General features: G+C 71.7%; 23 protein-coding genes and 1 tRNA gene. 15 read left to right on the top strand and 9 right to left on the bottom strand.

Going from position 1 to position 22,876, the window contains the following annotated elements; genetic code table 11:
• From ACFSC0_RS12275 to hppD, 7 genes are all read right to left on the bottom strand, one after another.
• Positions 1-86, bottom strand: a tRNA-Leu gene (locus ACFSC0_RS12275).
• Positions 87-124: 38 nt separating this feature from the next.
• Entirely contained in the window at positions 125-643 is a 519-nt protein-coding gene (locus ACFSC0_RS12270) for a MarR family winged helix-turn-helix transcriptional regulator (protein WP_377283872.1), read from the bottom strand.
• Positions 640-1,641: a fumarylacetoacetate hydrolase family protein gene (locus ACFSC0_RS12265; RefSeq protein ID WP_377283873.1), complete on the bottom strand. Its 1,002-nt coding sequence runs from the start codon at positions 1,639-1,641 to the stop codon at positions 640-642. The genes ACFSC0_RS12270 and ACFSC0_RS12265 overlap by 4 nt, the downstream gene beginning before the upstream one ends.
• Positions 1,638-1,925 carry a hypothetical protein gene (locus tag ACFSC0_RS12260; RefSeq protein ID WP_377283874.1) on the bottom strand — a complete coding sequence of 96 codons (288 nt, stop codon included), beginning with the start codon at positions 1,923-1,925 and terminating at the stop codon, positions 1,638-1,640. Before ACFSC0_RS12260 ends, ACFSC0_RS12265 begins: the two co-directional genes overlap by 4 nt.
• A complete protein-coding gene (locus tag ACFSC0_RS12255) occupies positions 1,922-3,058 on the bottom strand; it encodes a homogentisate 1,2-dioxygenase (protein WP_377283875.1) in 1,137 nt (378 codons plus the stop codon). The genes ACFSC0_RS12260 and ACFSC0_RS12255 overlap by 4 nt, the downstream gene beginning before the upstream one ends.
• Before the next feature lie 2 nt (positions 3,059-3,060).
• Positions 3,061-4,059, bottom strand: coding sequence for an isoaspartyl peptidase/L-asparaginase family protein (locus ACFSC0_RS12250; RefSeq protein ID WP_377283876.1), 999 nt, complete (start codon positions 4,057-4,059; stop codon positions 3,061-3,063).
• Positions 4,060-4,097: 38 nt separating this feature from the next.
• Positions 4,098-5,201 (bottom strand): 4-hydroxyphenylpyruvate dioxygenase, encoded by a 1,104-nt coding sequence (hppD, locus tag ACFSC0_RS12245; protein WP_377283877.1) that lies wholly within the window; start codon positions 5,199-5,201, stop codon positions 4,098-4,100.
• A gap of 151 nt (positions 5,202-5,352) precedes the next feature.
• Here hppD and ACFSC0_RS12240 point away from each other — a divergent pair, with 151 nt between their 5' ends.
• Positions 5,353-5,862: a disulfide bond formation protein B gene (locus ACFSC0_RS12240; RefSeq protein ID WP_377283878.1), complete on the top strand. Its 510-nt coding sequence runs from the start codon at positions 5,353-5,355 to the stop codon at positions 5,860-5,862.
• Positions 5,859-6,422 (top strand): demethoxyubiquinone hydroxylase family protein, encoded by a 564-nt coding sequence (locus tag ACFSC0_RS12235; protein WP_377283879.1) that lies wholly within the window; start codon positions 5,859-5,861, stop codon positions 6,420-6,422. Before ACFSC0_RS12240 ends, ACFSC0_RS12235 begins: the two co-directional genes overlap by 4 nt.
• A 215-nt stretch (positions 6,423-6,637) precedes the next feature.
• On the opposite strand, the gene ACFSC0_RS12230 is transcribed toward ACFSC0_RS12235, so the two are convergent.
• On the bottom strand, positions 6,638-6,928 hold the full coding sequence (locus ACFSC0_RS12230) for a hypothetical protein (protein ID WP_377283880.1): 291 nt from the start codon (positions 6,926-6,928) through the stop codon (positions 6,638-6,640).
• 117 nt (positions 6,929-7,045) lie between these two features.
• On the opposite strand from ACFSC0_RS12230, the gene putA reads away from it, so the two are divergent.
• The 4 genes from putA to mscL all read left to right on the top strand — a co-directional run bounded on the left by putA (position 7,046) and on the right by mscL (position 11,926).
• Positions 7,046-10,192, top strand: a complete 3,147-nt coding sequence (putA, locus tag ACFSC0_RS12225; protein WP_377283881.1) for a bifunctional proline dehydrogenase/L-glutamate gamma-semialdehyde dehydrogenase PutA — start codon at positions 7,046-7,048, stop codon at positions 10,190-10,192.
• 37 nt (positions 10,193-10,229) lie between these two features.
• Entirely contained in the window at positions 10,230-10,691 is a 462-nt protein-coding gene (locus ACFSC0_RS12220; protein WP_377283882.1) for a hypothetical protein, read from the top strand.
• Between the two features lie 10 nt (positions 10,692-10,701).
• Positions 10,702-11,388: a DNA alkylation repair protein gene (locus ACFSC0_RS12215; RefSeq protein ID WP_377283883.1), complete on the top strand. Its 687-nt coding sequence runs from the start codon at positions 10,702-10,704 to the stop codon at positions 11,386-11,388.
• A 106-nt stretch (positions 11,389-11,494) separates the two neighbouring features.
• Positions 11,495-11,926 (top strand): large conductance mechanosensitive channel protein MscL, encoded by a 432-nt coding sequence (gene mscL, locus ACFSC0_RS12210; protein WP_377283884.1) that lies wholly within the window; start codon positions 11,495-11,497, stop codon positions 11,924-11,926.
• 22 nt (positions 11,927-11,948) lie between these two features.
• On the opposite strand, the gene ACFSC0_RS12205 is transcribed toward mscL, so the two are convergent.
• Positions 11,949-13,148 (bottom strand): glycosyltransferase, encoded by a 1,200-nt coding sequence (locus ACFSC0_RS12205; protein ID WP_377283885.1) that lies wholly within the window; start codon positions 13,146-13,148, stop codon positions 11,949-11,951.
• Positions 13,149-13,525: 377 nt separating this feature from the next.
• Here ACFSC0_RS12205 and cpaB point away from each other — a divergent pair, with 377 nt between their 5' ends.
• Genes cpaB through ACFSC0_RS12160 form a run of 9 tightly spaced genes read left to right on the top strand, consistent with a single transcriptional unit; the run spans position 13,526 to position 22,808 of the window.
• On the top strand, positions 13,526-14,392 hold the full coding sequence (gene cpaB, locus ACFSC0_RS12200) for a Flp pilus assembly protein CpaB (RefSeq protein WP_377355150.1): 867 nt from the start codon (positions 13,526-13,528) through the stop codon (positions 14,390-14,392).
• 20 nt (positions 14,393-14,412) lie between these two features.
• On the top strand, positions 14,413-15,747 hold the full coding sequence (locus ACFSC0_RS12195) for a type II and III secretion system protein family protein (protein ID WP_377283887.1): 1,335 nt from the start codon (positions 14,413-14,415) through the stop codon (positions 15,745-15,747).
• A gap of 9 nt (positions 15,748-15,756) precedes the next feature.
• Positions 15,757-17,250, top strand: coding sequence for a pilus assembly protein TadG-related protein (locus tag ACFSC0_RS12190; protein ID WP_377283888.1), 1,494 nt, complete (start codon positions 15,757-15,759; stop codon positions 17,248-17,250).
• Positions 17,247-17,705 carry a TadE/TadG family type IV pilus assembly protein gene (locus ACFSC0_RS12185; RefSeq protein ID WP_377283889.1) on the top strand — a complete coding sequence of 153 codons (459 nt, stop codon included), beginning with the start codon at positions 17,247-17,249 and terminating at the stop codon, positions 17,703-17,705. The genes ACFSC0_RS12190 and ACFSC0_RS12185 overlap by 4 nt, the downstream gene beginning before the upstream one ends.
• Positions 17,702-18,313, top strand: coding sequence for a TadE/TadG family type IV pilus assembly protein (locus tag ACFSC0_RS12180; RefSeq protein WP_377283890.1), 612 nt, complete (start codon positions 17,702-17,704; stop codon positions 18,311-18,313). Before ACFSC0_RS12185 ends, ACFSC0_RS12180 begins: the two co-directional genes overlap by 4 nt.
• On the top strand, positions 18,310-19,488 hold the full coding sequence (locus ACFSC0_RS12175) for an AAA family ATPase (RefSeq protein ID WP_377283891.1): 1,179 nt from the start codon (positions 18,310-18,312) through the stop codon (positions 19,486-19,488). The genes ACFSC0_RS12180 and ACFSC0_RS12175 overlap by 4 nt, the downstream gene beginning before the upstream one ends.
• A complete protein-coding gene (locus ACFSC0_RS12170; RefSeq protein ID WP_377283892.1) occupies positions 19,488-20,903 on the top strand; it encodes a CpaF family protein in 1,416 nt (471 codons plus the stop codon). Before ACFSC0_RS12175 ends, ACFSC0_RS12170 begins: the two co-directional genes overlap by 1 nt.
• A gap of 4 nt (positions 20,904-20,907) precedes the next feature.
• Positions 20,908-21,873, top strand: a complete 966-nt coding sequence (locus tag ACFSC0_RS12165; RefSeq protein ID WP_377283893.1) for a type II secretion system F family protein — start codon at positions 20,908-20,910, stop codon at positions 21,871-21,873.
• Positions 21,874-21,878: 5 nt separating this feature from the next.
• Positions 21,879-22,808, top strand: a complete 930-nt coding sequence (locus ACFSC0_RS12160; RefSeq protein WP_377283894.1) for a type II secretion system F family protein — start codon at positions 21,879-21,881, stop codon at positions 22,806-22,808.
• Positions 22,809-22,876: the final 68 nt, after the last annotated feature.

Here is a 22,876-nt window from a genome sequence, read left to right as displayed (position 1 = left end):
TGGTGCCCCAGGTCGGACTCGAACCAACACGTGCTCTCGCACAACAGATTTTGAGTCTGCCGCGTCTACCATTTCGCCACTGGGGCCCAGCGGGGCGGGCAATCTAGCCGAGCGCGGCGCCCCGTCAACGCGGCGGGGCGGGCTCGCCGGCCAGGGCGGCGGCGGCCGACTGCAGGCGGGCCAGCAGGCGCTTCAGCTGGGCGACCTCGTCGGGGGCCAGGCCGGAGATCAGGGCGGCCTCGTAGGCCAGCGCCAGGGGCGCGATCTCGCCGTGCAGCGAGGCCCCGTCGGGGCTCAGCGCCAGCACCTGGGACCGGCCGTCGGCAGGGTTGCGGCGCCGCTCCACCAGCCGCCGGCGGGCGAGCGCGGCGGCGGCGCGGGAGACGGTGACCTTGTCCATGCCGGTGCGGGCCACCAGCCCCGCCTGGGTCGCCTCCCCTTCCTCGGCCAGCACGCAGACCAGCCGCCACTCGGGGATGGCCAGGCCGAAACGGTCCTCGTAGGCCCGGGCGATCAGCCGGCTGACGGCGTTGGAGGCCACCGACAGGCGGTAAGGCAGGTAGTCGGAGAGGCGGAGCAGCGCGCCGGCGCCCTGGGCCGGATCGCGCGGGGGCGCGGTCTCGCGCCTGGGCTGGGCGTTCACGTCACCTCCTGTTCTATCGCTCCGAACAGGGTGTGGCGGCGCTCGTCCCGCATCTCAATCCGGACCACGTCGCCGCGCTTGAGGAACGGCGTCCTGGGCGCCCCGTGGGCGAGCATTTCCACCGTCCGCACTTCTGCGATGCAGGAATAGCCGACGCCGCCCTCGGCCACCGGTTTTCCTGGACCGCCGTCCGGCCCGCGATTCGACACCGTCCCCGAGCCGATGATCGAGCCGGCGCACAGGCTGCGGGTCTTGGCGGCGTGGGCGATCAGCGTCCCGAAGTCGAAGGTCATGTCGACGCCGGCGTCGGCGCAGCCGAAGGGCTGCCCGTTCAGCTCCACCTCCATCTTCCGGTGCAGCCTGCCGTCCCGCCAGCTCCCGCCCAGCTCGTCCGGCGTCACCGCCACCGGCGAGAAGGCCGAGGCCGGCTTGGACTGGAAGAAGCCGAAGCCCTTGGCGATCTCGGCCGGGATCAGGTTGCGCAGGGAAACGTCGTTGCACAGCATCACCAGCCGGATCGCCGCCAGCGCCTGTTCCCGGCTCGCCCCCATCGGCACGTCGCCGGTGACCACCGCCACCTCGCCCTCGAAGTCGAGGCCCCAGGCCTCGTCCACCAGTGGGATCGGGTCGCGCGGGCCCAGGAAGCCGTCGGATCCGCCCTGGTAGATCAGCGGATCGGTCCAGAAGCTCTCGGGCATCTCGGCGGCGCGCGCCTGCCGCACCAGGGCGACGTGGTTCACATAGGCCGAGCCGTCGGCCCACTGGTAGGCCCGGGGCAGCGGGCTCGCCGCCTCGTGCTCGTGGAACCGCTCGCGCGGCACGGCGCCGTGCTCGAGGCTCTCGGCCAGGCCCCGGAGCATCGGCTCGCAGGTCTCCCAGTCGTCGAGCGCCGCCTGCAGACTGGGCGCGATCGCATCGGCGTCGGTGAACCAGGCCAAGTCCCGCGAGACCACCACCAGGTGGCCGTCCCGGCCGTTCTTCAGCGAGGCGAGTTTCACGAGGCGGAGGTCTCCTTGGCGATCTTGCGGGTCAGGCGCACGCCCTCTTCGAAGGCGCGGGGCTGGTAGACGTTGACCTCGACGCGGATGTCGCCGCCAGGGTCGTCGTCCCACAGGTAGCTGCGCTCGAAGCAGACCTCGCGGCCGGCGGGGGTGAAGCCTTCGAAGGTGTCGCCCCAGGGGGTGTGGGCCGAGAGCTGGCGCCAGCCGAGGGTGCAGGCGCGCTCGATCTCCTCGTGCGCCGCCTTGGCGAGGTCCGCGCGCAGGCCCTCTTTGGCCGTCAACCGGGCGATCTCCAGCTGTTCACGTAGTCCGGGTTCTCCACCGTAGAGGCCGCCTCGCCCACGTCCAGCGGATCGCGCGCGTCGATCATCACGGCGTACTCGTCGGTGGCGGGCTTTGGCTGGCTGAACATGTTCTTCAGCGCCTTGGGGTGCGGGCCGTGGGTGAAGCCCGAGGGATGGAAGGTCATCATCCCGGCCTCGATGTGGTCGCGGCTGAAGAAGTCGCCGGCGTGGTAGAACAGCACCTCGTCGTAGTCGTCGTTGTTGTGGAAGAAGGGCACCTTCAGCGCGCCGGGATCGGTCTCGAAGGGCCTGGGCGTGAAGGTGCAGACCACGAACCGGTCCGAGACGAAGGTCGAGTGGACCGACGGCGGCAGGTGGTACCGGTGGCTCATCACCGGACGGATGTCGCGGACGTTGAGCCGCACGGGCGCGAGCTCGCCGTGCCAGCCGACAGCGTCCAGCGGATTGTACGGATAGGTCACCACGCTGACCTGGCCGCGCTTCTTGATCTCGACGCGGAAGTCGCCGCGCTCGGCCTGATGGGCCTGGAAGGCCTCGTCGATGGCGGGCGTCTCCAGCATGGCCGGGTCGAACAGGGCGTGGCCGCCCAGCAGCCCCTTGTCCGGCAGGCCGAAGTGGGTGTTGGTCGCCTGAATGGTCAGCAGCGCCGCCGGGCCGTCGGGCGCGAGGCGCCACATGGTCCCGCGCGGCAGGTAGAGGTAGTCGCCGGCCTGGAACGGCAGCCGGCCGTAGTCGCAGAAGAGGTCGCCGCGCCCTTCGTGCACGAACAGCAGCTGGTCGCCGTCGGCATTGCGGGCGAGGTTCGGCATCGGCCCGGCCAGCTTCCAGAAGCGGATCTCGGTCGCCGCGTTGTGCAGCACCACCGGCGCGCTCCAGGGCGATCCGGCCGGCTCGTTCAGGCGGTTGAGATCGAAGGCCCGCGGCCGGAGCGGCCCCTCGAAGCTGGTCCAGCCGGTGGGCGGCCTCGGGTGGTAGATGAAGGCGGCCGGGCCGAAGAAGCCCTCCTTGGAGATCTCGCGCTCGAAGGTCCCTTCCGGCAGGTCCGCGTGGGCCTGGCGGGAGCGGCGCCCCTGCGCGCCGCGGACGGGGATCCAGTTGCGCGTGGCCATCTCTATGGGTCGTCCTTGTAGACGCCGACCACCAGCGGCTGGCCGTCGGCGATGCGGGCCCGGTACATGCCCGAGGTGTTGAAGCTCCAGGCGATGTCGCGGCCCGGCGAGACGGCGATCACCCCGCCGTCGCCGCCGATCTTGGAGAGCTTCTTCTGCACGACCTCGTCGGCGGCGGCCTGCAGGCTCATGCCCTTGTGCTCGACCAGGGCGCAGACCTCGCGGGCCACGGTCAGGCGGATGAAGTACTCGCCCGTCCCGGTCGCCGAGACGGCGCAGGAGGCGTTCGCCGCATAGGTGCCGGCGCCGATGATCGGCGCATCGCCCACCCGGCCCCAGCGCTTGGCGGTCGTCCCGCCGGTGGAGGTCGCGGCCGCCACGTCCCCGCGGATGTCGACGGCTACGGCGCCCACCGTGCCGCGCTTGCCCTCGTCGTGGGCCAGGGCGGCGGCCCGGTCGTCCTCGTCCGCGCCACGGGGCCTGGCGGGGACGGCCAGGTTCTGCCTGGCGAGCTCGCGCTCCAGGGCCCGCCAGCGCTGCGGCGTATAGAAGTAGGCCGGGTCGACCTCCGGCAGGCCGCGGCTGCGGGCGAAGGTCTCCGCGCCCGTCCCCATCAGCATCACGTGCGGCGAGTGCTCCATCACCTGGCGGGCCAGGCTGACGGGGTTGCGGGTGCGGGTGACGCCGGCCACGGCGCCCGCCTTCAGGCCCCGCCCCTCCATCACCGCCGCATCCAGCTCGTTCTTGCCCTCGGCGGTGAAGACCGCCCCGCGGCCGGCGTTGAACAGCGGGTTGTTCTCCAGTTCGACCACCGCCGCCTCGACCGCGTCCAGCGAGGTCCCGCCGGCCCGCAGCACCCTGGCCCCCGCCTCGGCCGCGCGTGTCAGCCCGTCGCGATAGGCCTTCTCCTGATCCGGGGTCAGGGCGTTGCGGTCGATCACGCCCGCGCCCCCGTGAATGGCCAAGGCCCACTTCGGGGCCGCCTCAGCCGCGTCCGCCATCAACACTCCCAATGCGACCAGGGACCAGACCTTGAGCTTCATCCGCCATCCTTCGCCGGCAACACGCCACGGCGGATCTGATCCAGCTCGATCGACTCGAACAAGGCCTTGAAGTTGCCTTCCCCGAAGCCCTCGTTGCCCTTGCGCTGGATCAGCTCGAAGAAGATCGGCCCGATAAGATTGCCGGTGAAGATCTGCAGCAGCAGGCCCTGCCCCTCGGTCGGCGCCCCGTCCACCAGGATGCGGTCGGCGGCCAGCCGCTGCAGGTTCTCCCCGTGCCCCGGCACCCGGGCGTCGAGCTGCTCGTAGTAGGTGTCGGGCGTATCCTGGAACGGCACCCCGCGGGCGCGCATCGCCTCGACCGAGGCGTAGATGTCGCCGGTCCCCAGGGCCACGTGCTGGATCCCCTCGCCGTGGTAGTCGCGCAGGAACTCCTCGATCTGCGAATGCTCGTCCTGGCTCTCGTTCAGCGGGATGCGGATCTTGCCGCAAGGGCTGGTCATGGCCTTCGACACCAGCGCCGTCTGCTTGCCCTCGATGTCGAAGTAGCGGATCTCGCGGAAGCCGAAGATGCGCTCATAGAAGTCGGCCCACTTGACCATGTTGCCGCGGAACACGTTGTGGGTCAGGTGGTCGATGTAGTCGAGGCCGACCGAGTTCTTCGCCATCTCTTCCTCGGCCCCTTCGATGGGCACGAAGTCGACGTCGTAGATCTCCTGCGCGCCGTAGCGGTCGACGAGGTAGAGGTTCGAGCCGCCGATCCCCTCGATGGCCGGGATGTTGAGCTCCATCGGCCCGACCGGCCCCTGCACGGCCTTGGCGCCGCGCTCCACCGCCAGCTTCAGGGCCCGGGCCGCGTCCTTGACCCGGAAGGCCATGGCGTTGGCCGATGGGCCGTGGACCTTGCGGAAATCGGCCGCCTGGCCGGAGGGCTCCATGTTCAGGATGAAGTTGATGTCGCCCTGCCGGAAGCGGAGCACGTTCTTCGACCGGTGCTTGCCGGTGGCGGTGAAGCCCATCAGCTCGAACAGGTGCTTCAGCCGCTCAGGCTCGGGCGAAGTGAACTCGACGAACTCGAAGCCGTCGGTGCCCAGCGGGTTGTCGAACAGGTCGCGGGCCTCGGAGGGGGCCTGGATGTTCATCGGCGTCTCTCCCAGATGCGGAGATCGTATCAGTTGAAACTATGCAGCGGCCGGGGCCGGGGCAAGACAAGCCCGGCAAGCCTTGCTAGGCAGAACGCATGAACCTCCTGATCGGCCCGCGCCGAGTTTCCGCCGCCGAGGTGGCGGGCGGATGAGCAAACTCGATCCCCTCCTCGCCCGCTGGCCGCTGGTCGCCCTCCTCGCGTCCGCGGCCATGCTGGCGACGGCCCACGTCTTCCAGCGGCTGGGCTACGCGCCCTGCGTGCTCTGCCTGAAGCAGCGGGAGGTCTACTGGGCGGCGGGCGGCGTGGCGCTGGCGGGCCTTCTGCTGACGCGGTTCCTGCTGAAGGAGGCCCGCTGGCGGGCGGCGCTGAACCTGATGCTGGGGCTCGTCTTCCTCGTCGGGGTCGGGGTCGCGGCCTACCATGCGGGGGTGGAGTGGAAGTTCTGGCCCGGCCCCGCAGCCTGCGCGCCCGGCGGCGCGGTCACCGCCGAGGACATGGGCGCGCTGCTCTCGGGCGAGGCCGTCGAGATGCCCGCCTGCGACGAGGCCGCCTGGGTGTTCCTGGGACTGTCGATGGCCGGCTGGAACGCCCTCGCCTCCCTGGCGCTGGCCGTGCTTAGTTTGGCCGCCGCGCGGAAGGAGTGGAGCCGCCGATGACCGACAAGCCGATCCCGCCCCGCCCCGGCCAGGGCGCCTGGGCCGCGCGCATGGCCGAGATCCTCAGGGTCGACCACGCGGGCGAGTTGGGAGCCGTCCACATCTACCGCGGCCAACGCGCCGTGCTGGGCGAGGCCCCCGGCCGCGAGCGGATCGCCGGCCAGCTCGCCGAGATGGAAGGCCACGAGGCCGAGCATCTGGCCAGGTTCGACCGGCTGCTGACCGAGCGGCGCGTGCGGCCGACGGCCCTGGCGCCCGTCTGGCGCCTGGCCGGGTTCGCGGTCGGCGCGGGCACCGCCCTGCTCGGCGAGAAGGCGGCCCATGCCTGCACCGAGGCCGTGGAGACGGTCATCGAGGAACACTACGCCGGCCAGATCGCCGAGCTCGCCAACCGCGACCCGGAGCTGGCCGCCGAGCTCTCGAAGTTCCGCGACGAGGAGCTGGCGCACCGGGACCTGGCCGTCGAGGAGGGCGCGCGCGAAGCGCCCGGCTATTCCGTGCTCGCAGCGGTGATCCGCGCCGGCTGCCGCACGGCGATCAAGCTCAGCGAGAAGATCTGAGATCATGACCTCCTCTCCCCCGACGCGCAGCGCGGGGGGAGAGGATTGAGGAGAGGGGCGACGCAGAGCTTGCGGCCGCACCGGATGGTCCCGCGATGTTCGAACGCGGTGGGACGTCGACCGGGCGCTACGCAAGCGGGGGCGCCGCTCCACCCCTCTCCCGGCCTCTCCCCTCGGGCTGCGCCTCGGGGGAGAGGAGATGGGCGATCGCGACGCTAGCGGGATGTATCGGCGGCTGTGTTCACCTCGGCCGGCGCGGGGGCCGAGTTCATCGTCGCCACTTCCTGGCGCATGGGGCTCGCCGCCGTCTCCTGCTCGCCGGTCGTGTCGGGCCTGGCGATGAAGACGATGGCCAGGATGACGAGGCTGACGCCGACGATCAGCCAGACGAGGCCTCGCCCGCCCGGCTTCGAGTTGACGTCGGCGCCATGCGCGCGGACCTTGCCGTCGTCCACGCCCGGCGCGGTGTCCGCCGCGTTTGTCTTGGTGTCCTGAGGTCTTTCCACGTCGCGCTCCACAGCTGAAGGATCAGGTCATCCGGGCAACCCGACAGCCTGTCGCCGGTTCCCGCGCTCGCCCGTGCAGAGCGGGATGACATTGCCTACATCTGCGACATGGCGGACATGGGCTTGCCGACAGAAGCGGATCGCGGGAGAGATATTGCCCCGCCGCGGGCGGCTGAGGAGCTTTCGATGTCCTGGGACCATCTCGACCGCTTCAAGCACCAGGACGAGGCCGAGGCGCTCGCAGGGCTGCTGAAAGCGCAGCCGCTGAGCACGGCCGACCGCCGGACGGTGGTGGACGAGGCCGTCCAGCTGGTGGAGGCGGCCCGCCGCGGCGCCCGCAAGCAGGGCGTGGTGGAGAGCTTCCTGCAGGAGTTCAGCCTCGGCACCCGCGAGGGCCTGGCGCTGATGTGCCTGGCCGAGGCCCTGCTGCGCACCCCGGACGAAGCGACCCGCGACCGGCTGATCGGCGAGAAGATCGGCGGCGCCGACTGGGCCAGCCATCTCGGCCGCTCCGACAGCCTGTTCGTCAACGCCTCCACCTGGGGCCTGATGCTGACCGGCAAGCTGGTGGACGTGGACGAGGAGGCCAGGCGCGACCTGCCCGGCTTCCTGAAACGCCTCGCCGGCCGCGTGGGCGAACCGGTGATCCGCGCCGCCGTCGCCCAGGCGATCCGCATCATGGGCGAGCAGTTCGTGCTGGGCCGCACCATCGAGGCGGCGCTGCAGCGGGCGGCGAAGGAGGGCTACCTCTGCTCCTTCGACATGCTGGGCGAAGGCGCCCGCACCGCCGCAGATGCGGCCCGTTACGAGGCCGCCTACGCCGCCGCGATCGAGACCGTCGGCGCCCAGGCGAACGGCCACGGGCCCGAGGCCGGGCATGGGGTCTCGGTCAAGCTCTCGGCCCTGTCGCCCCGCTACGAGGCGGTGCAGGAGGCCCGGGTCTGGGAAGAGCTCTACCCGCGCCTGAAGCGGCTGGCCCTGATCGCCGCCCGCGCCGACATCAACTTCACCATCGACGCCGAAGAGGCCGACCGGCTGGTCCTGTCGCTGAAGCTGCTCGACCGTCTGGCGCGCGAGCCGGAGCTGGGCGACTGGCGCGGCCTGGGGCTGGCCGTGCAGGCCTACCAGAAGCGCGGCGTGCACGTGATCGGCGCGGTCGCCGATCTCGCCCGGTCGAGCGGCCGGCGGCTGATGGTGCGGCTGGTGAAGGGCGCCTACTGGGATTCCGAGATCAAGCGGGCCCAGGTGAACGGGCGCCAGGACTACCCCGTCTTCACCACCAAGCCGGCGACGGACCTGTCCTACCTGGCCTGCGCCAGGGCGCTGATCGCAGCCTCACCCCATCTCTACGGCCAGTTCGCGACCCACAACGCCCACACCCTGGCGGCCGTGAAGCGGATGGCGGACGCGGCGGGGGTCAAGGTGGAGTACCAGCGCCTGCACGGGATGGGCGAGGCGCTCTACCGCGCCGCCGACGAGCGTTGGGGCGGCCTGACCCTGCGGGCCTACGCGCCCGTGGGCGGGCACGAGGACCTGTTGCCCTACCTCGTCCGGCGCCTGCTGGAGAACGGGGCCAACACCTCCTTCGTCCACGCCCTGCTGGACGAGGGGGTCCCGGCCGCCAAGGTCGTGGCCGACCCCGTCGCCGCCGTCGAAGCCGCCCCCCGCCCGCACCCAAAGATCCCCAAGCCTGTGGACCTCTACGGCCGCGAACGGCGCAATTCCGAGGGGGTCGACCTCTCCGTGGGCGAAGAGCGCGCCCGGCTCGCCGCGGCGGTGGCCCGGCTGAAGCCGGTGGAGGCCGGCGCCCTCGTCGGCGGCAAGCTCACGCTGGGCTGCAACGCCCCGCCCATGACCAGCCCCGCCGATCCGGACCTCGTCGTCGGCAAGGCGTCCGAGGCGGTGAAGCCGGAGATCGACGCCGCATTCGCCCGCGCCAGGGCCGCCCAGCCCGGCTGGGACGCCGCCGGCGGCCCGGCCCGCGCCAAGGTCCTGCGGTCCATGGGCGATGCGCTCGAGGCCGAGCGCGAGCGGCTGATCGCGCTGTGCATCCGCGAGGCCGGCAAGACCCTGCCCGACGCGGTCGCCGAGATCCGCGAGGCCGCCGACTTCTGCCGCTACTACGCGCACCTGGCCGAGACGCGTATGGTCCCGGAGACGCTGAAAGGCCCCGCCGGCGAGAGCAACGTGCTGGAGCTGCACGGCCGCGGCGTCTTCGTCTGCATCAGCCCCTGGAATTTTCCTCTGGCCATCTTCACCGGCCAGGTGGCCGCCGCGCTGGCGGCCGGCAACGCGGTGCTGGCCAAGCCCGCCGAGCAGACCCCGCTGATCGCCGCCGAGGCCGTGCGCCTGTTCCACGGCGCGGGCCTCGACCCCGACCTGCTGGCCCTCGTCCCCGGTCGCGGGGAGACGGTCGGCGCGGCGCTGGTCTCCCACCCCGACTGCGACGGCGTCGCCTTCACCGGCGGCACCGAGACCGCCTGGGCGATCAACCGCACCCTGGCCGAGCGCAAGGGCCCCATCGTCCCCTTCATCGCCGAGACCGGCGGCCTGAACGGCATGTTCGTCGACACCACCGCCCTGAAGGAGCAGGTGATCGACGACGTGGTGCTTTCCGCCTTCGGCTCGGCCGGCCAGCGCTGCTCGGCCCTGCGCCTTCTCTTCCTGCCGAACGAAACGGCCGACGGCCTCGTCGAGGGTATCGCCGGCGCGATGGACGCCCTGGTGGTCGGCGACCCGGCCGACCCCGCCACCGACGTCGGCCCGGTCATCGACGAGGAGGCCCGCGGGAACCTCGCCGCCCACCTCGAGCGGCTGGAGCGCGAGGCCAAGGTGGTCCGCCGCCTGCCGGCCCCGAACCGCGGGACCTTCTTCGGCCCGGTGCTGGCCGAAGTCCCCTCCGCCCGCTTCCTGGAGCGCGAGGTGTTCGGGCCGATCCTCCACGTCGTCCGCTACGATCCGGCCCGGCTGCGCGAGGCCGCCGCCGACCTGGCCGCCAGCGGCTATGGCCTGACGCTCGGCGTCCACTCGCGCATCGAGTCCTTCGCCGAGGAGGTCCGCCGCCTGGTCCCGGCCGGCAACGTCTACGTCAACCGCTCGATCATCGGCGCGGTGGTGGGCGTCCAGCCGTTCGGCGGCGAAGGCCTCTCCGGCACGGGGCCCAAGGCCGGCGGCCCCAACGCCCTCTCCCGCTACTGCCTGGAGCGCGCCGTCAGCATCAACATCGCCGCCCAGGGCGGCGATCCGGCCCTGCTCAACCTCTAGGCTTGCGCACAGTCAGGATTACAGATGTAGTCTCCGTATGCGCGGAGACCGCATCACGCCCCGTCCGGATATCGCCGCTGCGCTGAGCATGGGCGCGATCATCCTGTCCGCCGCGGCCATTCCCGCCCTGGTGTTGACCGAGGGGCTCGCCCGCCGCCAGGCGCTTCGCGGCCTGTGGACCATCGAGGGCCCGCCGTGCCCGACGCTCGCGCAGCCGGGGCCGGACGTCTTCGGTCCCGGGGGCCCCAGGACCTTCGTGTTCGGCGAGGCCGCGCTGTCCCGCCGCCTCGGCCACGCCAGCTGCGTCGCCAAGACCGAAAGTGGCCTGTTCACCCAGGCGACCTACAGCGTCTGCCAGTTCACCGGACCGGCGCAGATCGCCGTGCGGACGCAAGGCCGCACGACCTGGTTCGCCCCGGGCTATGGCCGCCGCGCGACGGTGACCATCCGGCGCGGCGAGGTCTCCTGCGTGCTCGGCGGCTGGTTCGGGACGCGCTAGGCTCGGCTTCATGGCAAGGGACGCCGACGTCGAAAAGGTGCTGCAGGCGCTTCAGGCCGAAGCGTCGGACAAGGTCCGCGACGAGATGGGTCCGCGCTACGGCATCGTCACGCCCAAGGCCATGGGCGTGCCCATGAACCGGATGCAGGCCATCGCCAAGCGCCTCGGCCGCGACCACGAGCTGGCCGAAGCCCTGTGGGAGACCGGCTGGTACGAGGCCCGCACGGTCGCCGCGCTGATCGACGATCCGGGCCAGGTCACCCCGGCGCAGATGGACCGCTGGCGCGCCGACTTCGACAACTGGGCCATCGTCGACACGGTCTGCTTCAAGCTGTTCGACCAGAGCCCGCACGCCTTCGCCAGGATCGACGCGTGGGCCACGCTGAACGACGAGATGGGCCGCCGCGCCGGCTTCGCCCTGCTGGCCTGCGTCGCCCTGCACGGCCGGGGCGGCGACGCCGACTACCTCTCCCGCCTGCCGCTGATCGAGGCCGCCGCCACCGACAGCCGCAACTTCGTGAAGAAGGCGGTCAACTGGGCCCTGCGCGCCATCGGCGGCAAGAAGAGCCCCGCCCTGCGCGCCGCAGCCCGCGAGCTGGCCGACCGCCTGGCCGCTTCGCCCGACCGGACCGCCCGCTGGATCGGCCGCGACGCCCAGAAGGCCTTCGCCAAGGCCGACGCGAAGGCGGCGGGCTAGCCGGCCCACGCCGGCGCCACGCCATTGTCGAGGACGTGACACTCTGGCCTAAACTCCCGCCAGCTTCGCCGTCGGACGGCCGGCGGCTCGTGAAGGAGAGATCGACGTGGCCGGATTCAAGGAATTCATCGCACGGGGCAATGTTCTGGACCTGGCGGTCGCCGTGATCATCGGCGCGGCCTTCGGGACCATCGTGTCCTCGCTGACGGACGACGTGATCATGCCGGTTGTCGGGGCGCTGTTCGGCGGGCTCGACTTCTCCAACTACTTCATCCGGCTGGGGCCGATCCCCGAGACGTTCACCGGCGATCCGAACAGCTACGCGGCGCTGAAGGCGGCGGGTGTGCCCATGCTGGGCTATGGCTCGTTCATCACCGCCATCGTGAACTTCCTGATCCTGGCGTTCGTGATCTACCAGTTCGTCCGGCTCGCCACGCGCTTCAACAAGCCCGCCGAGGCGGCGACGCCGGCGCCCAGCGACGAACTGCTCGTGCTGCGCGAGATCCGCGACGCGCTGAAGTCGCGGGGACCGGCCTGAGGCGAGGGCCCGCGGCGCGCGCTCAGTGCATCTCGCGCGCCGCGACGGCTCCTGCGAAATTGGGATCGCCCGTGAGGCCGGCGTAGACCTCCATCAGGTTCTCGAACACCGCATCCCAGCTGTGGCGCGCGACCGCCCGGGCCCGGGCGCGGCGGGAGACCTCGGTCAGGTCGCGGGCGAACAGGGCGTCGATCGCCTCGGCCAGGGCCGCCGGCTCCGAGGCCTCGGCCAGCTCACCCACCTCGGAATCGACGGTCTCGGCCACGCCGCCGGACCGCACCCCGACCACCGGCAGGCCGCAAGCCAGCGCCTCCAGCACGATCAGGCCCAGCGGCTCGTCGGGATTGGCGTGCAGGAAGCCGTCGCAGCTGGCCAGCAGCCGGGCCAGCGAGGTTGAATCCTGCATGTAGGGCAGGCCGATCACGCGCTCCGACGGCGGGGCGGCCTCGCCGGCGCCGACCAGCAGCAAGGTGGTCCCCGGGTCCAGCCGCTCGACCGCCTCGACCATGACGTCGATCCGCTTCTCCCGCGCCGGGCGGCCGGCGAACACCAGCAGGCGGTGATCGGCCGGCAGCCCCAGCCTCGTCCGGAGCGCCGCCCGGTCGGCCAGGTCCGGGCGGAAGAGGCCGACGTCCGCGCCGAGCGTCAGCGGCTGGGCCCTGGCCACCCCCGCCTCCTGCAGCCGCTGGGCGACGAAGCGGCTGGGGGCCAGCACGGCGTCGAACTGGTTGTAGATCCGCGACCAGCGGCGGCGCACCGGCTCCTCGGCCCACTCGCCCAGGTGCAGGGCCGCCAGCGCCGGCAGGTCCGTGTGGCAGAAGCCGACCACCGGGACCCCCAGGGCCTCGCCGGCGCGCAGGGCCGCAAGGCCCGGGGTGTAGGGGTCGCCCGCCTCGATGAGCGTCGGCCGGCGGCGGACCAGCCGCTCCATCCAGGCGGTCTTGCTGACCGGCCAGCGGTAGCCTTTCCCGAACGGCAGCGGCGCGGTGTAGATCGACCACAGGCCCTGGCCGTCGTGGGCGTCCTTGCGGCCGGGCAGGACGAGGTTGTGGCGCACGCCGGGCCGATTGGCCGCCAGCCAGTCGCGTTTGGCCAGCAGGTAGCGCTTCACCCCGCCGCTGCGGGGCGCGTAGAGCATGGTGGTGTCCACCAGCCGGGTCGGCCGGCCCGAGGGGCTCCTGGCCCGGTCCGCCGCGGCGGTCTCGCGCTCCAGCGCGATCATTCGCCGCACCCCGTGGGAAGCTTGATCGAAGTCGCGGCCATCGCCCTCCACCCTTTCTGGTCAAGCTTGTTCGCGAACAGATAGCCGGGCCTTGCGTTCGATCAAGCCCCCCGAGGTGAGTTGCTGTTCCAGGCCCCGGCGCCCCGCCCCGCGGTGGGCGGCGACGCCCGTTCAGGTTAAGGACGGGCGTAAACAGATGCGTCCGATTTTCGGCGAATACTTGTCTGCAATCGACGCCCGATGTAGAGGAGTACGTAGAGAACAGTGGTCGAAATGCGGCTAAACATTAACCGACTTTCACCACGTTGATTTCTCATATCGCAAGACCGGCACCCCTAGCGTCGAGGCTCTCGAACTGGGGGCGATCCGAGTAAGTCATGCGACTTGTCACCATCGTTAGTCTGGGCGCTTCGGCGGCCCTGGGGCTCGCGGCGCTGTTCGTCGCCAAGGTGGTGTTGCCGCAGGAAGAAGCGGTCGCGACCGAGGTGCGCCCGATGCGGACCGTTCCGGTCGTGGTCGCGGCCAAGCCGATCCCCTATGGCGTCAAGCTCAGCGCCGAGCACCTGGCCCTGGCCCAGTACCCGCCGGAGAGCGCGCCGGCCGGGGCCTTCGCCTCCATCGAACAGATCCTGTCGCAGGACGAAGGCGGCCCGCCGGTCGTGCTGATGCCCATCGCCGCCAAGGAGGCGGTGCTGCCGGCCAAGCTCAGCGGCGCCGGCGCCCGTCCCTCGGTGGCCGCCGTGATCGCCGACGGCATGCGCGCCTACACCATCCGGGTGACCGACGTCTCCGGCGTCGGCGGCCTGGCTCTGCCGGGCGACCGGGTGGACGTGCTGCTGATGCGCGACCTGTCGTCCGACACCAGCAACCGCTACCTGGTCACCGAGGTGGTGCTGCAGAACGTGCGCCTGCTGGGCGTGGACCTGAACGCCGACCAGACCTCCACCGAGACCACCTCGCCGAAGACCGCGACCCTCGAGGTCTCCATGGAGGACGCCCAGAAGCTGGCGATGGCCGGCGACCTGGGCAGCCTGTCGCTGGCCCTGCGCCGCTCCGGCGCGGCCGAGATCGAGCCGACGGCCCCGGTCGAAACCTACGACGTCGTCTCGATCGGCGCGGCGCCCGCCCCGGCGCCGAGGGCGGCCAGCGGCGGCGCCCGCGCGCCGGCCAACGCGGCGGCCCCGCGCCGCTCCTCGCCGATCCTGATCATCGAAGGCGACAAGCCCGCGCCGGAAGGCGCGTAAGGCCAGCAGGAAGAAATCCCATGTCGCGTATCCTCAGCCTCGCCCTCGCCGCCGCTCTGGCGCTCGGCCCGAGCGCCCAGCCGGCCCTGGCCGACGCATTCCCCGCCGAGTCCGCCCGCAGCCGGGTGATCGCCGTGCCGGTGGACAAGTCGCTGTCGTTCCGCCTGGACTCGCCGGCCTCGAAGATCGTCGTCGCCCAGCCGGACACGGCCCAGATCGTCGCCACCACCGACCAGAACTTCTACGTCCGCGGCAAGAAGCTCGGGGCCACCAACCTCTTGATTTACAACCGCCGCGGCGCGCTGATGGAAGTCGTCGACGTGCGCGTCGGCTACGACGCCGAGGCCCTGCAGCAGGACCTGGCGGCCGCCCTGCCGGGCGAGAAGATCACCGTCCGCAACCTCGGCAACGGCCTGCTGCTGACCGGCCAGGTCTCCAACACCGCCGCGGCCGTGAAGGCCAAGGCCCTGGCCGAGAAGATCGCTCCGGAATCGGTCACTTCCGCCTTGACCGTGGACGCCTCCCAGCAGGTGATCCTGGAGGTCCGCATCCTGGAGGCCAGCCGCACGGCGCTGACCGAGCTCGGCTTCGACATCGCCGCGGCCAACAACTCGACCTTCGCCTTCCTGTCGGGCGGGGCGATCGTCTCCTCGCCGATCAATCTGGAGACCCCGGCCGGCATCCTGCGGCTCTCCAGCACCGTCGGCACCGCCGCCTTCGACGTGACCATCAACGCGCTGGAGGAGAAGGGCGTGGTCCGCACCCTGGCGCGGCCGAACCTGGCGGCGCTGTCGGGCGAGAAGGCCAGCTTCCTGGCCGGCGGCGAGTTCCCCTTCCCCGTCCCCAGCGGCGAGGACCAGGTGACCATCGAATTCCGCCCCTACGGCGTGACCCTCGATTTCGAGCCGATCGTACAGGACAACGGCCTGATCAAGCTGAAGGTCGCCCCTGAGGTCAGCGCGCTGGATCCGCGCAACAGCCTGCGCACCAACGGCTTCGACGTCCCCAGCCTGTCGGTCCGCCGGGCCGCCACCACGGTGGAGCTGCGCGGCGGCGAGAGCTTCGCCATCGCCGGCCTGTTCCAGCAGGACTATCTGAACTCGATGCGCGAGATCCCCGGCCTCGGCGACGTGCCGGTGCTGGGCGCCCTGTTCCGCTCCACCCGCTGGCGGCGCAACGAGACCGAGCTGGTGATCATCGTCACGCCGCGCCTGGCCACCGTCGCCGACCTCGGCCCCGACCAGCCCAATCCGCTGGGCGCCTTCGACGAGCCGAGCGCCATCGACCTGATCCTCATGGGCGCGACGGCCAGGAACGCGCCGCCGCTGGGCGCCGTCGGCCAGTCCGGGCGCTGAGCCGCGCCGATGGGCATCGCCAAGCGTATCTCCCGGCTGCTCCGCGACGAGCGCGGCGGCATGGCGCTGTGGGCGGGACTGCTGGCCCCGGTGCTGGTGGGCTTCGGCGCGCTCTCGGTGGACGTGGCGCGGATGTACAACCTGGACGCCGACCTGCAGACGGCGGCCGACTCCCTCGCCCGGGCCGGCGCGATCGAGCTCGACGGCCGCTCGGACGCCATCGCCCGCTCGACTGCGGCGATCAACAACCTGGTCGACAACGAGCAGCGGCTCGCCGACGCCGGGGCCGGCGAGGTGCAGGTCGCCAACCTGCGGTTCCTCAAGGGCCTGCCGCCCAGCGACGATGCGCCGATCACCGCCGGCTACGTGACCGCGGACTCGAAGGAGGCCCGCTACGTCGAGGTCAACGTCGCCCCGACCGCCATCACCACCGTCTTCCCGCCCAGCCTGGTGCGCGGCCTGGTCCGTTCGCAGCTGACCGCCCAGGCGGTCGGCGGGCGCAAGTCGGGCATGTGCGGGGCCGCGCCGCTGTTCATCTGCAACCCCTACGAGGGCACGGGCCAGACGCTGGAGGTGGCGCTGGAAAGCCGGGCGGTGCGCGGGCGCCTGGTGCAGCTGCGCGCCAAGGGCGGCGGCAACGCGGCGTACGGGCCCGGCAACTTCGGCTTCCTGGAGCCGCCGGGCGGCCGGGGGGCGAACGAACTGCGCGACATGATGGGCCAGGTCAGCCCCGACGCCTGCTACGACGCGGCGGGCGTGATCCTGCGCACCGGCCAGATCTCGTCGGTGTCGCAGGGGCTGAACACCCGCTTCGACCTCTACGACGGCAATTTCAGCGGCAAGCGGAACGACCCGGACTACGCCCCGGCGCGCAACGTCACCAAGGGCTACACCTACACTGGGAACAACGCCTGCAACGCGAGCCCGGAGTCCAACCCCAGCCGCGCGCTCGGCCTGCCGCGGGACGCCTGCTTCGCCGCGGGCTCCTGCCCGAACATGGGCGGGCGCATGGGTGACGGGAACTGGGACATCGTCAGCTACATGCGGGTGAACCACCGCTCGCCCGCGACGGCGACGATCGGCGGCGTCACCTACACCTTCAACTACGCGGCCGGCACGGTGAGCCCGAGCCCGCGGCCGACCCGCTACGAGGTCTACCGCTGGGAGATCGACAACGCCCGCATCCCGGGCGAGTACACCCCGTCCGGCTCCGGCGCCTGGACCCAGGAGAAGGGCGCCCCGCGGTGCTTCAGCGGGACCGTCCCGTCCGCCCCCGACCGGCGGATCATCCCCGTCGCGGTGCTGAACTGCGAGGCGCTGGAGGCCGAGTACGGCCTCAACGGCGGCTCCACGCCGCCGCTGCCGGCGATCGGCTTCGCGAAAGTGTTCCTGACCGAGCCGATGGGCAGCGGCAGCGACGACGTCATCTGGGGCGAGCTGGTGGGCATGCTGCAGAAGGGCGTCGACCCCTGGTCGACCGACCAGGTGGAGGTGCGCCGGTGAGGCGGCTGATCCGCCGATTGATCGGCGACCGCCGCGGGGTGGCGGCCACCGAGGCCGCGCTGCTGGCGCCGGTCTTCCTGGCGATCGGCTTCGGCTGCGCCGACGCCGGGGGCCTGCTGCTGGAGCGGCACCGGATCAAGGTCGGGCTGGCGCTCGGCGCCCGGATGCTGGCCAGAGCGCCGGTCCCCTCCGCCATGGAATCCACCGCCAAGAACATCGCGGTCACGGGGCGGCCGTCCGGCGGCGCATCGCGGGTGCAGGGCTGGACCACCAACGACCTGGTGGTCAGCTACCGCTTCGTGGCCAACAGCGGCGGGGCCTACGTCGGCGGCGCGAACATCCGCATCGTGCGCCTGGAGACCACCAAGGACTACGAGGGGCTGGGCCTCCTGAACTTCGTCGGCGTCGGCGCGACCACGATCCGCGCCTGGCACGAAGAGCGGTGGACCGGATGAGCCGTTCGCTGCGATCCCTCATCCGCGACCGCCGCGGCGCCACCGCCGTGGAGTTCAGCCTGGTGGCCGGGATCATGATCCTGGGTTCGCTGACCCTGATCGACTTCGGCCGCTTCCTCTACGGCTGGAACCAGCAGGCCCAGGCCGTACGGCTCGGCGCGCGGCTGGCGGCGACGCACAACCCGGTGGCCCCGGACCTGTCGACGATGACCGGCCTGGAGACCGGCGTGGAGGTGGGCGATCCGGTCGGGCCCTACGAGCGCGTCTGCACCTCCACGTCCTGCTCGGGCGGCGGCGGCCATTCGAGCGCGGCCTTTAACCGGATTTTCTTTGGCGCGGATGCTCAATGCGGCGAGGCGGCCAGCGAGGCCGCCATGGGCATGTGCGATACGATGACAAGTCTCCAGCCTGGGCAAGTGACCGTCACCTACCGGAACTCCGGGGCGGACGTGGCCGGGACCGCGGGCGCCCTGCGCCCGCTGATCAGCGTGCGCCTGTCCGGGGTCAGCTCCGGCGCGGTGTTCATCGACACCCTCTGGTCGGCTCTGGGCGCCCTGCCCGACACCGAAGTCACCGTTCTGGCCGAAGATATGAGGACCTCATCATGAGCATGCCGAGCTTGACCGGCCGACGCATCCTGGCCGTGGGCGCGGGGCTGGCGACGCTGGCCGAGGGGCCGCTCTACGGCGCGGTGCTCGAGACCGCCGGGGTGGAGCGCCTGCGCGCGTTCGGGCCGGAGGTCGCCGACCTGGTCCTGATCGACGCCGACTCCACCGAGCCGGAGGCCCTGGTCCCGGCGCTCGCCGCCCTGGCCGCCCTGCCCTCGCCGCCGCCGACGCTGCTGATCGGCGCCCGCCTGTCCGCCGGCCTCGTGCGGGCCCTGCTGAAACTGGAGAGGTCCGACGTGCTCGAAGCCCCCTTCACGCCCGACCAGCTGACCCGGGCCGTCATGAGCCTGCTGACCGCCCCGGCCTCCGCCGTCGGCGCCGCCGCCCCCGCCTCCAGCTCGCGCTGCTGGGCCATCACCGGCGCCGTCGGCGGCTCGGGCGCGACCACGGTCGCCATCGAGGTGGCCTACGCCCTCTCGCAGCGCAGCCGCAAGGAGCGCAGCGTCTGCCTGGTGGACCTCAACCTCGCCGACGGAGCGGCCGCCGCCTACCTCGGCGCGACGCCGGCCCTTCGGCTGGCCGAGTTCGGCGCCCACGCCGAGCGGATGGACGCCTCCATGCTGCCGGCCTTCGCCGTGCCGGTCACCAAGCAGCTCGACCTGCTGGCCTGCCCGCGCGACCCGGAAGGCTTCGATCTGGTCCCGCGCGAGGCGGTGCTGCGCATCCTGGAGATCGCCTGCGAGGCCTACGACTGGGTGGTCGTGGACATTCCCCGCCATCGCCGTCCCTGGACGGTGGACGTGCTGGCCGGCTCGGACGAGGTGCTGGTGGTCTCGGAGCTGACCGTGCCCGCGCTGATCGCCGCCCGCTCGCTGTCCGAGGAGATCGAGCGGCGCCTGCCCGAGGGGCCGACCCCGCGGATCGTGCTGAACCGCCTGGCCACCCGCATGTTCGGCCCGGCGCCGACCATGGCCGAGGCCGAACGCGCCCTGCAGCGCAAGGCCGAGGCGGGCGTGAGCTCGGACTGGGAGGCGGCCGCCGCCTCCGTGAACCTCGGCGGCCCGATCGCCCAGCACCGGCCCAAGTCGCGCATCGTCCGCGACGTCTCGGTGCTGGTGGACCGCCTGATCGCCGACGAGAAGCGGCGTAAGGCGCAGGCCGCGCGAGCCGCCTGATGGGACGCTTCGGCCTCACGCGACCGCAGGCTGCGCCGCCGCCGCCTGCGCCGGAAGCGGGCGACCCGGCGCCGGCCACGGCGCCCCCGGCGCAGGCGGCCCCGACTGCGCCGGTCCCTCCGATCCTGGCCAAGGACCCGGAGGCCGAGATGCTGGACCTGAAGGTCCGGCTGCACGGCCGGCTGATCGACGAGCTCGACCTCTCCAAGCTCGACAAGCTGGAGGATGGCGAGCTGCGCCGCCAGGTGATGAACCTGGTGATGGACTTCGCCCGCGGCGAGCGGCTGGTGCTGAGCACGAGCGAGCTCGAGAAGCTGGGCGCCTCGGTCTACGACGAGATGGTGGGCCTGGGGCCCATCGAGCCGCTGCTCAAGGACGACTCGATCAACGACATCCTGATCAACGGCCCGTTCCAGGTGTACGTGGAGCGCCGCGGCGAGCTGGAGCTGACCCCGGTCCGCTTCCGCGACAACGACCACCTGCTGCGCATCGTCAACCGGATCGTCGCCGGCGTCGGCCGCCGGATCGACGAGAGCTCGCCGATGGTGGACGCCCGTCTGCCCGACGGCTCCCGCGTGAACGCGGCCATCTACCCGATCACCATCGACGGCGCGGCCGTCTCGATCCGGAAGTTCTCCAAGAAGCCCTACACGCTGGAGAAGCTGGTGGAGGTCGGGGCCATGCCGATGCCGGTCGCCGACTTCCTGCACGGCGCCGTGCGCAGCCGCGTCTCGACGGTCATCTCCGGCGGTACGGGCTCGGGCAAGACCACCCTGCTGAACGCGCTGTCGGCGGCGATCAGCCACTCCGAGCGCCTGATCACCATCGAGGACGCCGCCGAGCTGCAGATGCAGCAGCCGCACGTGGTGCGCATGGAGACCCGCCCGCCGAACATCGAGGGCAAGGGCGAGATCCGCCAGCGCGAGCTGGTCAAGAACGCCCTGCGGATGCGTCCGGACCGGGTGATCCTGGGCGAGGTCCGGGGCGAGGAAGCCTTCGACATGCTGCAGGCCATGAACACCGGCCACGAAGGCTCCATGGCCACCATCCACGCCAACACGCCGCGGGACGCCATCACCCGCCTGGAGCAGATGGTGGCGATGAGCGGGATGCGGCTGACGCCGGAATCCATGCGCGGCCAGATCGCCAGCGCCATCGGCATGATCGTGCAGGTGATGCGCCTGTCGGACGGCAAGCGGAAGGTGATGAGCGTCACCGAGATCACCGGCATGGAGGGCCAGGTGGTCCAGATGCAGGAGATCTTCGCCTTCCACCGCACCCACACCGGCCCGGATGGGGCGGTGCACGGCGAGTTCCGCGCCACGGGGCTGCGCCCCCGCTGCCTGGACGAGATGATCCGCCGGGGCATCCCGTACGACACCGCCAACTTCGATCCCGCAAAGCCGCTGGGCTAGCGCGATGCCGAACTTCCAGCTCGACGCCAACGCGGTCTTCCTGGTGCTGGTCTTTGCGGCCGTGTTCGCGGCCGCCCAGGCCGGCATCGGCCTGGTCCGCGTCGCCAGCGTGAAGCGCAAGGTCAACAAGCGGCTGGTGCTGGCCGAAAGGATCGGCGGCATCTCCGAACTGGTGCTGGAGCTGCGCAAGCAGCGGGGCCTCTCCGCCAACGGCGAGAAGAAGGGCTGGGCCTGGCTTTCCGACCTGATCGTCCGCTCGGGCCTGACCTACGAGCCGCGCCGCTGGGCGCTGCTGGCCGTGGGGGCGGGCGCGATCGCCGCGCTCGGCGCCTTCGTCGCCACCAAGAACCTGGCGCTCGCCGCCGTCGCCCCGCTGCCAGTGGTGACGCTGGGGCCCATCGTCGTGCTGAAGGTGGTCGCCGGAAAGCGGGCCAAGGCGCTCGGCTTCCAGCTGCCGCAGGCGCTCGACATCATCGTCCGCAGCCTCGAGGCCGGCCACCCGGTGCCCACCGCCATCGCCCTGGTGGGCCGCGAGATGTCCGACCCGATCGGCACCGAGTTCGGCATGGCGGCCGACGAGATCTCCTACGGGGCGACCCTGCAGGAGGCGGTCGACCGCATCGCCGAGCGCTGCCAGCACCCGGACGTGGACCTGTTCGCCGCCACGGTGCGGCTGCAGGAGCGGGCCGGCGGCAACCTCACCGGCCTCCTCAAGCTCAACGCCCACACCGTCCGCGAGCGGCACAAGATGCGGCTGAAGATCAAGGCCGCCTCGTCCGAGGGCCGCGCCTCGGCGATGATCCTGACCTCGGCGCCCTTCCTGGTCGCCGCCATGCTGCAGCTGATCTCGCCCGGCTTCTACGGCGACGTCATCCACGAGCCGTTCATCCAGATCGGCCTCGCCGGCCTGGGCCTTTGGATGTTCATCGGCAACCTGGTCATGCAGCGCATGATCGACATGCGGATCTGACCTGAATGCCCGTCTCGATGCAGGACATGATGACCTACGTCGCCGTCGCCCTGATCGCGATGGCGGCGGGCGGCTGCCTCCTGGCGGTGGTGAACGAGGCCCGCGCCCGCGCCGTGCGGCGCACCCGGCTGAGCGGCGGCGCGGCCGCGGCGGCCCGCCCGCAGGCCCAGTTCACCGAGCAGCTCGCGGCCGGGATGCGCCGCCTGGGCCACAGCGCCGCCGTGCGCGATCCGGCCAAGCTCTCGATCGTCCGCAACCGGCTGATGCAGGCCGGCTTCTTCAGCAAGGAGGCGGCGGTCGTCTATCTGGGCGTGCGCGCCGCGGCCCTGATCGCCGCCACCATCGGCACCCTGCTGCTGCTGCCGATGATGATGACCGGCTTCGGCGGAATGGGCGCGGTGGCGGTGGCCGGCGCCCTGTCGCTGGCCGCCCTGATGGGCCCCGACCAGGTCCTCAACATGCGCAAGCAGGCGCGCGAGCGGGAGTACGCCGACGGCTTCCCCGACATGCTCGACCTGCTGGTGGCCTCGGTCGAAGCGGGCCTGTCGCTGGATGCGGCGGTCAGCCGGGTGACCGACGAGCTGGCCCGCCGCTACCCGAACCTGACCGTCCACCTGCGCTACCTGACCCTGGAGCTGCGCGCGGGCCGCGCCCGCAAGGACGCCTGGTCCGGCTTCGCCGACCGGCTCGGCATCGAGGACGCCCGGGCCATGGCCACCATGCTGCGCCAGGCCGAGGACATGGGCACCAGCCTGGGCGAGACGCTGACCGTCTTCTCGGCCGACATGCGCACCAAGCGGATGCTGCGGGCCGAGGAGAAGGCTCTGGCCCTGCCGGCCAAGCTGACCGTGCCGCTGATCCTGTTCATCTTCCCCTGCCTGCTCGGCGTGCTGATCCTGCCGGCCGCCTTCCGCCTGGCCCAGAACTTCAACTGACGCGGGCGACCGCGACGATCGGTCGCGCCAGCAAAAGCGGAGCGGCGACAGGCGCTTAACCGCTCCAA

Source organism: Phenylobacterium terrae (genome assembly GCF_042681205.1).
GTDB classification, from domain to species: Bacteria; Pseudomonadota; Alphaproteobacteria; order Caulobacterales; family Caulobacteraceae; genus Phenylobacterium; species Phenylobacterium terrae.
This window is presented reverse-complemented; position numbering and strand designations above follow the sequence as displayed.

Bases quoted from the DNA above. Each gene is read 5' to 3' on its own strand.
- ACFSC0_RS12255 (WP_377283875.1), bottom strand. From the start codon at position 3,058: ATGGCCACGCGCAACTGGATCCCCGTCCGCGGCGCGCAGGGGCGCCGC.
- ACFSC0_RS12250 (WP_377283876.1), bottom strand. From the start codon at position 4,059: ATGGCGGACGCGGCTGAGGCGGCCCCGAAGTGGGCCTTGGCCATTCAC.
- hppD (WP_377283877.1), bottom strand. From the start codon at position 5,201: ATGAACATCCAGGCCCCCTCCGAGGCCCGCGACCTGTTCGACAACCCG.
- ACFSC0_RS12240 (WP_377283878.1), top strand. From the start codon at position 5,353: ATGAGCAAACTCGATCCCCTCCTCGCCCGCTGGCCGCTGGTCGCCCTC.
- ACFSC0_RS12235 (WP_377283879.1), top strand. From the start codon at position 5,859: ATGACCGACAAGCCGATCCCGCCCCGCCCCGGCCAGGGCGCCTGGGCC.
- putA (WP_377283881.1), top strand. From the start codon at position 7,046: ATGGGCTTGCCGACAGAAGCGGATCGCGGGAGAGATATTGCCCCGCCG.
- ACFSC0_RS12220 (WP_377283882.1), top strand. From the start codon at position 10,230: ATGCGCGGAGACCGCATCACGCCCCGTCCGGATATCGCCGCTGCGCTG.
- ACFSC0_RS12215 (WP_377283883.1), top strand. From the start codon at position 10,702: ATGGCAAGGGACGCCGACGTCGAAAAGGTGCTGCAGGCGCTTCAGGCC.
- ACFSC0_RS12205 (WP_377283885.1), bottom strand. From the start codon at position 13,148: ATGATCGCGCTGGAGCGCGAGACCGCCGCGGCGGACCGGGCCAGGAGC.
- cpaB (WP_377355150.1), top strand. From the start codon at position 13,526: ATGCGACTTGTCACCATCGTTAGTCTGGGCGCTTCGGCGGCCCTGGGG.
- ACFSC0_RS12195 (WP_377283887.1), top strand. From the start codon at position 14,413: ATGTCGCGTATCCTCAGCCTCGCCCTCGCCGCCGCTCTGGCGCTCGGC.
- ACFSC0_RS12190 (WP_377283888.1), top strand. From the start codon at position 15,757: ATGGGCATCGCCAAGCGTATCTCCCGGCTGCTCCGCGACGAGCGCGGC.
- ACFSC0_RS12180 (WP_377283890.1), top strand. From the start codon at position 17,702: ATGAGCCGTTCGCTGCGATCCCTCATCCGCGACCGCCGCGGCGCCACC.
- ACFSC0_RS12175 (WP_377283891.1), top strand. From the start codon at position 18,310: ATGAGCATGCCGAGCTTGACCGGCCGACGCATCCTGGCCGTGGGCGCG.
- ACFSC0_RS12170 (WP_377283892.1), top strand. From the start codon at position 19,488: ATGGGACGCTTCGGCCTCACGCGACCGCAGGCTGCGCCGCCGCCGCCT.
- ACFSC0_RS12165 (WP_377283893.1), top strand. From the start codon at position 20,908: ATGCCGAACTTCCAGCTCGACGCCAACGCGGTCTTCCTGGTGCTGGTC.
- ACFSC0_RS12160 (WP_377283894.1), top strand. From the start codon at position 21,879: ATGCCCGTCTCGATGCAGGACATGATGACCTACGTCGCCGTCGCCCTG.